This window comes from Geminocystis herdmanii PCC 6308 (assembly GCF_000332235.1).
GTDB lineage: Bacteria > Cyanobacteriota > Cyanobacteriia > Cyanobacteriales > Cyanobacteriaceae > Geminocystis > Geminocystis herdmanii.
On record NZ_CM001775.1, the window covers coordinates 1,405,808 to 1,418,822 of the forward strand.

10 protein-coding genes are annotated in these 13,015 nt (G+C 35.3%); 4 read left to right on the plus strand and 6 right to left on the minus strand.

What is annotated here, in order from left to right; translation table 11 throughout:
* Window positions 1-90 precede the first annotated feature (90 nt).
* The gene (gene sppA / locus SYN6308_RS07180) at window positions 91-1,881 is read right to left on the minus strand and encodes a signal peptide peptidase SppA (protein WP_017293759.1); all 1,791 of its coding nucleotides are present in this window, start codon (window positions 1,879-1,881) and stop codon (window positions 91-93) included.
* A 201-nt stretch (window positions 1,882-2,082) separates the two neighbouring features.
* Between sppA and SYN6308_RS07185 the strand changes: the two genes are divergently transcribed.
* The gene (locus SYN6308_RS07185) at window positions 2,083-3,531 is read left to right on the plus strand and encodes an efflux RND transporter periplasmic adaptor subunit (protein WP_017293760.1); all 1,449 of its coding nucleotides are present in this window, start codon (window positions 2,083-2,085) and stop codon (window positions 3,529-3,531) included.
* Between the two features lie 140 nt (window positions 3,532-3,671).
* On the opposite strand, the gene SYN6308_RS07195 is transcribed toward SYN6308_RS07185, so the two are convergent.
* From SYN6308_RS07195 to SYN6308_RS07205, 3 genes are all read right to left on the minus strand, one after another.
* Window positions 3,672-4,754, minus strand: a complete 1,083-nt coding sequence (locus SYN6308_RS07195) for an MraY family glycosyltransferase (RefSeq protein WP_017293762.1) — start codon at window positions 4,752-4,754, stop codon at window positions 3,672-3,674.
* A 103-nt stretch (window positions 4,755-4,857) separates the two neighbouring features.
* Window positions 4,858-5,871, minus strand: coding sequence for a diguanylate cyclase domain-containing protein (locus SYN6308_RS07200; protein WP_017293763.1), 1,014 nt, complete (start codon window positions 5,869-5,871; stop codon window positions 4,858-4,860).
* A 295-nt stretch (window positions 5,872-6,166) separates the two neighbouring features.
* Window positions 6,167-7,051 carry an ATP adenylyltransferase family protein gene (locus SYN6308_RS07205; protein ID WP_017293764.1) on the minus strand — a complete coding sequence of 295 codons (885 nt, stop codon included), beginning with the start codon at window positions 7,049-7,051 and terminating at the stop codon, window positions 6,167-6,169.
* 260 nt (window positions 7,052-7,311) lie between these two features.
* Between SYN6308_RS07205 and SYN6308_RS07210 the strand changes: the two genes are divergently transcribed.
* The 3 genes from SYN6308_RS07210 to pyk all read left to right on the plus strand — a co-directional run bounded on the left by SYN6308_RS07210 (window position 7,312) and on the right by pyk (window position 10,186).
* A complete protein-coding gene (locus SYN6308_RS07210) occupies window positions 7,312-7,983 on the plus strand; it encodes a hypothetical protein (protein ID WP_017293765.1) in 672 nt (223 codons plus the stop codon).
* Window positions 7,984-8,097: 114 nt separating this feature from the next.
* On the plus strand, window positions 8,098-8,289 hold the full coding sequence (locus tag SYN6308_RS07215; RefSeq protein ID WP_026101968.1) for a DUF6887 family protein: 192 nt from the start codon (window positions 8,098-8,100) through the stop codon (window positions 8,287-8,289).
* A gap of 112 nt (window positions 8,290-8,401) precedes the next feature.
* A complete protein-coding gene (gene pyk, locus SYN6308_RS07220) occupies window positions 8,402-10,186 on the plus strand; it encodes a pyruvate kinase (RefSeq protein ID WP_026101969.1) in 1,785 nt (594 codons plus the stop codon).
* Between the two features lie 34 nt (window positions 10,187-10,220).
* On the opposite strand, the gene SYN6308_RS07225 is transcribed toward pyk, so the two are convergent.
* Window positions 10,221-10,754: a late competence development ComFB family protein gene (locus SYN6308_RS07225; protein ID WP_017293768.1), complete on the minus strand. Its 534-nt coding sequence runs from the start codon at window positions 10,752-10,754 to the stop codon at window positions 10,221-10,223.
* A gap of 114 nt (window positions 10,755-10,868) precedes the next feature.
* Window positions 10,869-12,671: a proline--tRNA ligase gene (proS, locus tag SYN6308_RS07230; protein WP_017293769.1), complete on the minus strand. Its 1,803-nt coding sequence runs from the start codon at window positions 12,669-12,671 to the stop codon at window positions 10,869-10,871.
* Between the last annotated feature and the right edge of the window lie 344 nt (window positions 12,672-13,015).

The following is a 13,015-nucleotide window of genomic DNA, read 5'->3' on the forward strand; positions in this document are numbered from 1 at the left end:
TTTCCCCCTTTTTTAAGGGGGGCAAGGGGGGATCGATTATCAAAATTACGACTTGTCAAACAGCTTCTTAGAAATTAATCGTTATGATGATTATTTTATATTAAGTTTATAGGGTAAAATACTATAGATTTGATGAGGATTTTCTAAAATTTCTTTGAGACTTAATTCTGTATTTAGTTCCCAAATAAGATGCACTAAAGTTTCTTTATCTGTTAAATTTTTCCCTATTTTGCTATCACTTAATCTGTTTAATAATTCTACTTCCCATGTTCTACTTTCAGGATAGGATACCACCTCATAATTATTATTTAATTGCAGTTTTTCGTTAAGATATTCAAGGGAGGAATCTAATCCTCCAATCTCGTCAATTAAACCGATTTTTAAAGCGGATTTTCCAGACCAAACTCGTCCTTGTGCTATTTCTGCAACTTTAGGAATGGGCATATTTCTTGCCTCAGATACCCTTTCTAAAAATAACTCATAAATATTATCCACGCTTTGTTGAATAATAGCTAATTCTGCTTCAGTTTTTGGTCTAAATGTGTTGCTTAAATCAGCAAAATTATTAGTTTTTACCACATCATTACTAACACCATTATTCTTAGTAATATCTTCTACATTAAATAATAAACCGAACACCCCGATCGAACCTGTAATAGTTTGATTACTAGCAAAAATTCTTTCTCCTGCCGTGGCTATCCAATATCCCCCAGAAGCGGCAACATCTCCCATAGAAATTACAAGGGGTTTCTCTTTGGCGGTTAACTGTAATTCTCTTAAAATCAATTCCGATGCAACGGCACTTCCCCCCGGGCTATTGATTCTGACTACCACTGCCTTAACTTCTTTATTTGCTCGTATTTTCCTAATTTCATCGACAAAACGAGTGCTACCAACTTCTGATATTCTACCCTGTCCATCGACGATCGAACCTTCCACATAAAGAATGGCAATCTTATTAGTTTGAGCAGTATTAGAGGAATCATTGGCACTTAAATAATCTCGGATACTAATTTGACGAAAAGAATCTTCATTTGTACTATTAGTAATAGTTTTGAGTCGATCGATAATTTCATCCTGATAAATTAACTGATCAACTAACTTTAAATCTTTCGCTTCTTGGGCTTGTAAAATACCTTTATTATCGGCAATATTATTAATTTCTCCTGTTTTTAAAGGACGATTTTTAATAATATTTTCTAAGTATGAATCCCATAAATCATCTAACAATTCTGAGGTTTGAATCTCACTTTCTGGACTAAAATCATTTCGAGTAAAAGGTTCAACCGCAGACTTAAATTTACCCACTCTAGTTACTTGTAAACCAATACCATATTTTTCTAAACCAGAGGCAAAAAATAACTGCGAACTTGCAAAACCATTCATTTCCATTGCACCAATGGGATTCAGATTAATTTCATCAGCAATAGATGTTAAAAAGTAATCTTTTTCACCCTGAGAAACGTTATAAGCAATGATTTTTTTACCCCTAGCTTTAAAATTTTCAAGGGCGGTTCTAATCTCTGCTAAACTAGCGTATCCTGTGGTAAGATTTCCCCTACTACCATCTAAATATAAGGCAGTAATTCGATCGTCCTCAGAGGCTTTATTAATAGCAGAAGTTATCTCCCTTAAAGTTAAAGTTGGCACAGTATCACTACTAAGCAAAGAAGATAAACTACTTTCAGATTGAGCATCACTAATTTGAGTATTAAGGTTAAAAACTAAAGCTGATTGATTCTCAATTTTTGGGGTATTATTAGATAATAATAAGGCTAAAAAAAAGATTAATAATCCCCCTCCGCTTAAAGCAAAAAAGAAAAATAATCCTGCTAAACTACCCACAAAACTAGCGAAGGTTTGTTGTAAAAAATTTTTCATAATCGATAATAAATAATGAATAATAAATTATTAGATTCTTAATTCTACATTTTTTTGTGTCATTGCGAGGCATGAAGCAATCTCTCAACCTCAATTTTGAATTAATTTAGCTAACAACCTTTTTCAATTCCCCTGATTATTTGATAAAATAAGAAATCTAGTTAACAAAACTTTACATATCGTCAAACAGAGGAAAAGAAGATGAGTCAACAATCGATCGATCGAGCCGAAAACCATGATAATAATGGTAAATCCAATATTGTCGCTAACTTAGACTCCCCTAACCTCTCCTTTGAAGACGATATTCCCGAAGAAAATAAAAAAGGTAACGGTTTAATCTTAGGTATCCTTATCGGCATTATCGGTACAATGATAGGGCTAAAAATTGTTAACGGAAATCCTACCCCAGAAACCACTCCAGTATCTTCCCCCCTAGTAACAGAAACCATAAACACTAATCAAACTATCTCGACTACAACAGCACAAATTAAGCAAATTGACAGAAAAATAGAAGTTACAGGCACAGTTTCCCCCTACGAATTAATTCCTGTCATGTCTCAAAGTAGTAATCTACAGATTAAGGAAATATTAGTTGATGAAGGAGACATGGTGACTCAAGGACAAATTTTGATTCGTCTCGATGATACTATCCTACAAGCAGAGTTGAAACAAGCTCAAGCCGGAGTAGTACAAGCTCAGGCTAGACTAGCAGAAGTCAAAGCAGGTACAAGAAAAGAGGAGTTACAAAGAGCGAATGAAAATGTTAACTTTGCTCAAGCTGACTTATTACAAGCAGAATCAGATTTGCAATTAGCACGAACGAAACTAGCCAGAAATAAACAGTTAGAAGCAGAAGGCGCAATTCCTAGGGATAGACTAGACGAGTTGATTAATGATGAATCCACCAAAAAATTTAATGTCACTAAAAATCAGGCTAGATTCAGAGAAGCTAAACAAAGATTAGCAGAATTACAAAAAGGAGAGCGTGAAGAAGTTATTGCCCAAGCTGAAGCTAGTTTAGTGGAAGCTCAAACAAGGGTAAAATTAGTAGAAGCAAGGTTAAAGGATACCATTATTCAATCTCCTGTTAACGGTAAAATTGCTGAAAGAAATGCGAGAGTAGGAGATGTCACTTCTTCTTTTAACGATCGAAAATTATTTACTATTATTGAAGAAGGGCGACTAGAATTACAGGTAAAAGTGCCAGAAAATCAACTAAAAGAGATTGCATCAGGGCAAAAAGTCTTAATTTCTTCCTCTGCCAACCCCAATCTTCAGTTAACGGGCATTGTGAGAGAGATTAACCCCATTATCGATGAGCAATCTCGCCAAGGCATAGTCAAAGTAGATTTACCCGATAATAATAATTTAAAGTCGGGAATGTTTGTACAGACATCCATCATTACTAACACAAAATCTAGCTTAACCGTACCCATGTCAGCAGTTTTACCTCAAAGAGATAGCACTGGGGTTGTTTATATAGTCAAACCAGACAACACCGTCAAAATGCAACAAGTTTCTCTAGGGGAAATTATTAATAATCAAGATATAATCATCGTTTCGGGATTAAATGTCGGAGATGTTATTGCTTTAAAAGGAGTAAATTATCTTCAAGACGGCAGTAAAATTTCGATCGAAAATGATCAATAGGGTGTGATGAAATCATCTGTTTACAGAAGACATCTCCAGAAATTAAATTTTTGACTATTAGACTTCTCCAACTCAATTCTCAATTCTCCATTCTCAATTCTCCATTCTCCATTCTCCATTCTCCATTCTCCATTCTCCATTTATTTCTCATTAGAATCAACTCGACGATGGCGCCATACTTGCCACCCCGTATAAATTAACAACATCGTTGCGGCAAAAGCATAAACTCCCCCACTAGGGAAACCAGAAAATACAAGGGCAAAACTCCCCACCCACAGGGTTAAAGCATAGATAAATAATACAGTCAAACGTTGAGAAACTCCAGCTTTTAAAAGACGATGATGTAAATGACGATTATCCGCTAAAAAGGGAGATTTACCTTGCGCTACCCTCGAAAAAATTACCCAAGACATATCTAAAATAGGTACAGCTAAAATAATGTAAGGTAAAACTACTGCCGTCACGGCGGCGGTTTTCGCTAAACCAATGACTCCCACTCCTGCTAACATAAATCCCATAAAATATGCCCCCCCGTCTCCCATAAATATCTCGGCAGGGTTGAAGTTATATCTTAAAAATCCTAATGCGCCTCCTGCTAAGGCTGCCGCTAATAAGGCGGCGGCAGGTTGATTCATGAATAAACTCACAATAAGCATCACCACTGCACCAATGCCACAGACTCCAGCGGCTAATCCGTCTAAACCGTCAATCCAGTTAATGGCGTTTACCATACCTACTAACCAAATTACGGTAATAGGAAGACTTAACCACCACATATCAAGGTTAATTAAATGTCCAAAGGGAAGGGTAAAAAATTCGATTCTGACTCCTTTATACCATGCAAAACCAGCGACGATCGACTGCATCAGAAGACGAGAGGAAGGGGAAAGATTAAATAAATCATCGGCTAAACCAATAAAAAAGAAAAATACAGCACCAATGGTAACCCCCCAAATTTCAGCATCTTTTTCTGGGGATAATATACCAAATCCCCCTAACCACCATACAATTAATAATCCTGCCGTTGTACCTGCAAATATTGCTACTCCCCCTATACGCACGATCGGTTTCCGATGTACTTTACGAGGATCAGGTTTGTCCACATGACCACTTTTAAGCCCGATCGTTTTTACTACAGGAGTACTCCATAAGACAACATTCATGGAGACAAGAAAGGCAATAAGATGATAGATTTCGTTAGTTTTGGATAATGCACCATTCATAGGTTAGTCAAGGGAAGGGGATTAGTATTAATACCATATAAATCATAGCTTACCCCAGTTATATTAACCTGATTTGGTTATGTCTTTTTTAAATAATTAACCTTTAAAAGTTATCAATGACAATACGATCGTCCTCTTTTTCCCATAATGCCCTATTTAAAGCATTTTCAGCTACTTCAATTAAAATATTTGGCGGTAAAGCCTGACTAGGAATACCTGTGGCAATACCAAAACTGAAACTGATATATTCACTAAAATCAGAGTAATGATGGGGTATTTGCAAATCTTTAATGTTTTTGTTGATTATTTCGGCAACTTTTTGCGCACCATCTTGATCTGTATTTGGTAATAGAATAGCAAATTTTCCCTGATTAAATACTCCCACAAAATCTCCCGGTCTTTTGACAGTGGATTTAATCATATTACCAATGATTTCTAAACAGTTGTCGATTAAATCTTTTTCATGATTTTCTTGATAATTGATAAAATCGTTAATTTCTCCCATAATTAAAGAAATATTTGTTCCTGCTAAATCTCCAAAACTCGATCGTTGTCTTGCACCTCTGAGCCATTCCTGTGATAAAGTTTTTTCAAATTCTTCTTTTTGTGGTAGGATGCTCGATCGATCTTCTTGATTAATTTTTGCTAATTCTAATTTAGCTTTTTCTAGGGCTAATTTGAGTTTTTGATAATGGGGTATTAATTTGTGAAGTTGATTTGTTTTCTCCGTTAATTCTTTCCGCAGACTTTTTAATTGTATTTGTATCGATATTTTATGGAGTATTTCTGCCGAACTAAAGGGATAATTGATATAATCTGAACCTCCAGCATTAAACATAGTTTCAGCGTCAAAATAACGTTGATCTCTATTGATAAAAATAACGGGGATATTTTCCCCTATTTCTAAGAGTTTAATTTTTTTACAAACTAAATAAACATCTTTATCTTTAAAAGTTGCACTAAGCAAAATTATATCTGGATGTTCACCATTAATTAAATCTAAAAGTTCAGATTCTTGATCGGTAATATTTACTTTATAATTAGCTTCATGAAGTAGCCTTAAAAAAAATTGACTTTGTTCTTCTAAATCATCGAAAATAATAATTTTTTTGTTCATGGTGTTCGATCGACATTTTATATAGTAATTTTTTTAAAAGTTCTCAAAAACTTTAACTAACATTAAGATTAGTTCATCTTGTATAATAGATGGAGAATTATTCTATATCAATCATAAAATAAAATCGTCTTTTTTAGACTTCTGGGAAAAATTAAATTTTAAGAAGCTAAAATCATCGTAGAAGCGTAAACTTTTACGCCTCTACAGAAATTATTAGATATGTCGATTTTGTGTTTAGGCTTATTGTATAGTATATTTTTTCTCAGAAAATTTTAATTAATTTAAAATAATGTTATCAATTATCCACAATTTTAACTCCAACTTTTGCCAATATTTTCAACAAATTTGATTCTTTTATTAAATTTAATTGCTCTGAATTTTTAACTAAAAAAGCTCCTGCAAATCCCAAGGAATTAATCGAGATAGATTGATATTTTTCTTGGGTACGAGGTATGATCATCATCCAATCTTTTGTGATTAGTAAATTATAGTTTTGTGATGGTTTATTTTCCTCAATGTTAATATTTAATTGAGCTAATAATTGATGATAATATTTTAGGGTGATTTGTGATAATACTTGCGATGATTGTTGACTATCAAAAAAAACGATCGAGTGTAAAAATGGGAACTCTTTTAAAGTAATAATTTCTTGAGTATTTCTATAACTTAAAACTAAATCATTAATCGGGATAGTCTCAATTTCTTGAGCTAAAGGATAAGGTACTAATTGTAAATGTTTATGAGGTTGAGAAGCTCCCGATAATTTACCGCTATTATAAAACCCTAAACCATTAATTTCTGATAAAACTGTCCATAAAGCGGAAAAATCAGCTAAATTTAAAGCACTTTCTTGTTCTTCAAATTCACGGGTAACAATTAATAAATGATGGTCAAAAACATTAAATTTATTTAAAATAGCTACATGGCTATCGCTAATATTATCAACGAATAAATCTCGATCGTAGGGCAAAAAAGGATTAAAAGAGGTTTGAGATTTTTTTTGTTTCTTTTTTTCGTTATCTTTTCTCTCTAAATTTTCGACTATTCTAATCAGAAAAGGAATATGATCTTGTTTTAATATTTGATATGTTGTCAATATCGGGTGTAAGGCTTTTTTCTCAAGAGCTTTTTCTGTCACTAATTTTAGTTTTTCGACTAGACAAAGACTTTTTTTATCCATAGAAAATAATGTTATTAAAATATTTTTTTATAAATAAAATGAAAGGATAGATACAGCTAATAATTCATCGATTGCTTGTTTCATTGCGATCGAGATGTATTCTGTTAACATTAATGATAAATAAACCAATGAGAACTTATCGACATAATAACACATTCACACAAACACCAAAAAGCAACCCTTTAGCCTCTCTTCACCCATAATTTTATCCCGAAGTGAACTATAATTGATTAGTAAAATAGAGAATAAAAAGATAGATTATGACAACCACAGCAGATGATGTTTGGCAATTACTAGGAGAATTAGTTAACGCTCAAAAAGAAACAGAACGTATTTTAAAAGAACAATCTTTGGAAACCGATCGACGTTTTCAGGAAACAGAGCGTATTTTAAAAGAGCAATCTTTAGAAACAGAACGTATTTTGAAAGAGCAATCTTTAGAAACAGAACGTATTTTGAAAGAGCAATCTCGAAAAACCGATCAACAGATTAAGCAGGTTAATCAACAAATTGGTAAATTAGGTAATCGTTTAGGGGAGTTTGTAGAGTGGCAAGTGCGTCCTTCTGCCGTAGAGTTATTTAGACAAAGGGGGATTGATATTCATGAGATACAATCAGATGTATCAGTTAAGAGGGTGGATGGTGGTTTAGAAATCGATTTATTGGTGGTTAATGATACTGAAGTAGTTTTAGTGGAAGTAAAAAGTAAATTAACTCAGAGGGATGTGGATGAGCATAAGGAGCGTTTAAGTAAATTTAAAAAATTTATGCCCCGTTATCAAAATATGAAGGCTTATGGTGCTGTGGCGGCGATGGTTGTCAGTGATGAGGTAACAAATTATGCTTATAGTAACGGTTTATTTGTTTTAGCCCAAAGTGGAGAGAATATGACTATTACCAATAGTTCGCAATTTAAGCCTCAAGTATGGTAAGTTCGATTATTATTCGATCGAACCCCTAATCCGAAAAAACTCGTATTTAGATTTTGGCTGGAGAAAATATTGAAATTATCATATATTCAGATGGAAATTGGGAGTTTTTACCAAATGAAAGTTAATTTTGAAACAATGACAAAAGCTGAATTGAGAACCTATGTATTAAGTCATAAAGACGATGAAGAAGCATTAAGAGTTTTGATGAGTCGCCGTAGTGGTATTAAATATCAATTTGAGAATACAGAAGAAGGTAAACAACAAATTAAAAACTTAATTCAACAAAAAATAGAAGGGAAATTATAAACTAGGAGGTATCTAAGTTTACTGATTGAGAACAGAAAGATTGCTTATTTTCCATTGTCAATGGTCAACCGTTATGATATAATGTGGGGTTACGTTTTATCAGTAATATTTGGTGATGTCAGATAAATTTCCCCACCGTACAAAAATTGTAGCCACCGTAGGACCCGGTTGCGCTAATCCCGAAACCTTACGTCAAATGATTCTTGCAGGCGCTAATACTTTTCGCCTCAACTTTTCTCACGGTGATCATGATGTTCATCAGCGTAGCATTCGATTAATTCGTCAGGTAGAAAATGAGTTAAATCAACCCATTGGTATTTTACAAGATTTACAAGGACCAAAAATTAGACTAGGAAAATTTCCCTGTGGCTCGATCGAACTCCAAGAAGGCGATCGATATATTCTCACCAGTAGGGAAGTAGAATGTAATCAAGAAATAGGCTGTATTAGCTACGAAAATTTAGCCGAAGAAGTGCCTATTAACGCCAGAATCTTACTAGATGATGGTAGGGTAGAAATGGTAGTCAAAGAGATTGATTTAGACAAAAAAGACTTACACTGTCAAGTGGTGGTAGGAGGAGTACTTTCTAGTAATAAAGGAGTAAATTTTCCCAACGTTTACTTATCAGTCAAAGCCTTGACAGACAAAGACAAAAAAGATTTAATGTTCGGTTTAGATCAAAGAGTGGATTGGGTGGCATTAAGTTTTGTTCGTAATCCACAAGATGTATTAGAAATCAAAGACTTAATCAGCAGTGCGGGAAAATCAACCCCTGTCATCGCCAAAATTGAGAAACACGAAGCCATCGAACAAATGGAAGAAATCCTCTCCTTATGTGACGGGGTGATGGTAGCAAGGGGAGATTTAGGGGTAGAATTACCAGCAGAAGATGTGCCTATTTTACAAAAACGTCTTATTCGTACAGCTAATCGTCTTGGTATTCCTATCATTACCGCTACCCAGATGTTAGATAGTATGGTAAATAGTCAAAGTCCTACTCGTGCAGAGGTTTCTGACGTTGCCAATGCCATTTTAGACGGTACAGATGCGGTAATGCTATCCAATGAAACGGCGGTGGGTAAATACCCCGTTCAAGCAGTGGCGACTATGGCAAAAATCGCTCGAAGAATTGAAGAAGAAAGAGAAAAAATTGTTGCACCCTATAGCGATAATTTTGATAACGAAAGTATCTCTACTGCCATCGCTGGAGCGGTTAGTCAAATTGCCAAGAAATTGGGGGCATCCGCCATCATGACGTTAACAAAAACTGGAGCAACGGCTCGTAACGTGTCGAAATTTCGCCCTCGAACCCCTATCTTCGCCATTACGCCCCATGTGAGCGTTTCTCGTCAATTACAGTTAGTTTGGGGGGTTAAACCTTTACTATTATTAGATTTACCCGGATTGCGTCAAGTATTCCAAGCGGCTATTAATGTGGCAAGGGAAAAAGGCTTACTCCAAGATGGTAATTTAGTTGTGATGACAGCAGGTACATTGCAAGGGGTTGCTGGTTCAACGGATTTAATTAAAGTCGAAATAGTTAAAGGTTTGCTGAGTGAAGGGGTTGGTATCGGGCAAGGTGTAATTACAAGTAGAGCTAAAGTAGTTCAAGATGTCAGTCAACTAAGTAATTTTAGTCAAGGGGATATCTTAGTTACTCAAGCCACTGATAATCAATATGTAGATGCCATGCGTTTAGCCAGTGCCATCGTTACCGAAGAAACGGGAGTTCGATCGCACGCCGCCCAAATCGGTATGCGTTTAGGGATTCCCGTCATCGTAGGGGTAAAAGAAGCCACTCGTTTGATTCGAGATGCTAGTTTTGTCACCCTCAAAATTGAGCAAGGTTTAGTCTATTTAGGCACAGATAGCCCTCAAGGAGATGTGGACAGTTAAGAAGTGAGTGAGTAAAATTAATGGTATATTTGCTTTACCCATACCAAGAAATTTCTTGATTAGAAGCAGTTAACCCTTCTCCATCTTCTTCCCAATAAAAATCAAGGAGATAATGTAACTTAACTACTTCATGTTCAGTAATTTCTCGATTTTTAACTTTTTCTAAGAAAGACTCCATAAAATTGACGATCGTACTTAATTCCTCCTTTGGTAAAGAGTCGTTAAGATTAGTTAAAGTTCTTTTAGCATCGGCGATCGTATTACTCTTTTGTGGTAAAGGTGTGGACTTTCTTAAAGGGTCTCTTGTAATTGCGGCGATACCTTGTACTACTGCTTGTCTAATTTGTTGTCTTAATTGTACCACACCTCTGGCTTTTTGTTTATCAATACCTTCTTTGGATGAAGCATATAAACTAGGCAGACGATTAAGGGCGAAAGTTGCTATTTCCACTAAATTCACCGAACCAGCCATATTATTTAAGGCTTTATTATTAATGAGTTGATACTCGATTTCTTCATCTACGAGTAATTCCATGACATTTTTATAGGTATTTTTTTCTGTTGACATAGCAATTTTATTTTGGCAATAAACAACAATTGAGAATTGAGAATTAAGAATTGAGAATTGAGAATTGAGAATTGAGAATTAAAACTCAACTCCCCATTACTTATTAGCTTTTACTCAATTACTTATCTTCGTTAATTCTACTAAAGTTGTCACTATTTCTTCGATCGAAACTTCTTCAGATTGTTTGCTCGATCGAGTGACTAATTCTACTTTACCTTGTTTTAATGATCTTCCCGTCACAATACGATAGGGAATACCGATTAAATCAGCGTCTTTAAATTTTACCCCAGCGCGTTCGTCTCGATCGTCTAAAATGGTTTCAATTCCTGCTTGATTCAATGCTTGATACATTTTTTCGGCTACGGCAACTTGTTCTTCATCGGTGATGTTAGGAATTACAATCACTACATGATAGGGTGCGATCGAAACAGGCCAAATAATACCATCTTTATCGTGGGATTGTTCTACGGTGGCTTGGGCTAAACGGGAAACACCGATACCATAACACCCCATCACAAAAGGCTTTTCTGTACCATCTTCGGCGGTATAGGTTGCGCCCATCGCTTCGGAATATTTTGTACCTAATTGGAAAATATGACCAACTTCAATGCCCCTAGCGGTTTGTAATACTTGAGAGGAATCATGGATCGATCGATCTCCTACTTGGGCTTTACGCACGTCCACAATTAAAGAAGGTAGGATAAACTCTTTGCCCCAATTTGCCCCTAGGACATGATAACCTGACTCATTGCTTCCCGTGACAAAGTTTTCTAAATCAACGGCGGTTCGATCGACTAATCTTAAAAAAGTACCTTCAATTTGTTCTGATTTGGCAATATAATCATCAGGTAAATTGGGAGCGATATAACCTAAAGGTAAGGGTTTTGTTGACCATTTGTCTTGAGCGGTTCGATCGGGTACATTTAAACTAAGAAGGGTTTGAGCATTATAATTAGGGGCTAATTTTACTAATTCATTTTGTAATTTCACCTCGTTAACATCTTGATCTCCTCGAATACTTGCTAAAACCAAAACGGTTTTGCCTGAATCATAAACAGCCTGATATAAAACATTTTTAACAATATTAGTAGCACTACACCCTAAAAATTTAGTAACTTTTTCGATCGAGTCTGTATTAGGAGTTGCTTTTTTCTCATAGGAAGTAAAAGGAGAAGGAATCCCATCCGCAGGAAGGGAAACCCCTTTTTCCACATTTGCCGCATATTTACCATCATCGGTGTAAACAATATCATCCTCTCCAGCTTCCGCCAACACCATAAACTCTTGAGAACCAGAACCGCCGATCGCCCCAGAATCCGCCTCTACCGCCTGAAATTTCAAGCCACAGCGAGAAAAAATATTGCGATAAGCCTGATCCATGTCTAAATAAGTCTTTTTGAGACATTCTGGGGAAGTATGGAAGGAATAACCATCTTTCATGATAAATTCTCTACCCCGCATCAAACCAAAACGAGGGCGAATTTCATCCCTAAATTTCGTTTGAATTTGGTACAAATGTACGGGTAATTGACGATAGGATTTGATCATATCCTTCGCTATCGTAGTTATAACCTCCTCATGGGTAGGTCCTAAAGCTAAAGAACGGTTTTGTCGATCGATCAAAGAAAACATAATACCTTCAGCTTTCGTATAAGTTTCCCACCGTCCCGACTCCTGCCACAACTCAGCAGGTTGCATTTGAGGAAGTAAACATTCCGTTGCGCCCGTAGCGTTCATTTCTTCTCGAACGATATTAGAAATTTTTTGCAATACTCTATTTAAAAGAGGAAGATAAGCATAAACCCCACTACCAATACGACGAATATAACCTGCTCTTAACAATAACTGATGACTCTTAATTTCAGCCTCTGCGGGAACTTCACGCAAAGTTAAGAATAACATTTGAGATAAACGCATAATTTAATCTTTTAAAGGGATAACCCTTTATTATACAGAAGTGAACCTGAGTTCGACACAAAGTTAATCGATTAGGAAAATATCCGCATATTAGCAACTACCATGATTTCAGCTTCTTAAAATTTAATTTGTTCGTAGTGAGGGTTTTAACCCTTATTTTATAAAATGTAGTCAATGTCTATTAGACTTCGACCTTAATTCTGATTTAGAGGGCTGAAGCCCTTACTACAAACCAACAAAAAATCTTTTTTGGAGAAGTCTATTGCGTAAATTCTGAAACAAATTTTTTCTTGAGAATGAAAATCTCTTAAGGTAATTATGAACAAAATATAAAAATGTCATTA

Excerpts from the sequence above, each read along its gene's own strand:
- SYN6308_RS07195 (WP_017293762.1), bottom strand. The coding sequence starts at position 4,754 with ATGAATGGTGCATTATCCAAAACTAACGAAATCTATCATCTTATTGCC.
- SYN6308_RS07185 (WP_017293760.1), top strand. The coding sequence starts at position 2,083 with ATGAGTCAACAATCGATCGATCGAGCCGAAAACCATGATAATAATGGT.
- SYN6308_RS07225 (WP_017293768.1), bottom strand. The coding sequence starts at position 10,754 with ATGTCAACAGAAAAAAATACCTATAAAAATGTCATGGAATTACTCGTA.
- SYN6308_RS07210 (WP_017293765.1), top strand. The coding sequence starts at position 7,312 with ATGACAACCACAGCAGATGATGTTTGGCAATTACTAGGAGAATTAGTT.
- sppA (WP_017293759.1), bottom strand. The coding sequence starts at position 1,881 with ATGAAAAATTTTTTACAACAAACCTTCGCTAGTTTTGTGGGTAGTTTA.
- proS (WP_017293769.1), bottom strand. The coding sequence starts at position 12,671 with ATGCGTTTATCTCAAATGTTATTCTTAACTTTGCGTGAAGTTCCCGCA.
- SYN6308_RS07200 (WP_017293763.1), bottom strand. The coding sequence starts at position 5,871 with ATGAACAAAAAAATTATTATTTTCGATGATTTAGAAGAACAAAGTCAA.
- SYN6308_RS07215 (WP_026101968.1), top strand. The coding sequence starts at position 8,098 with ATGAAAGTTAATTTTGAAACAATGACAAAAGCTGAATTGAGAACCTAT.
- SYN6308_RS07205 (WP_017293764.1), bottom strand. The coding sequence starts at position 7,051 with ATGGATAAAAAAAGTCTTTGTCTAGTCGAAAAACTAAAATTAGTGACA.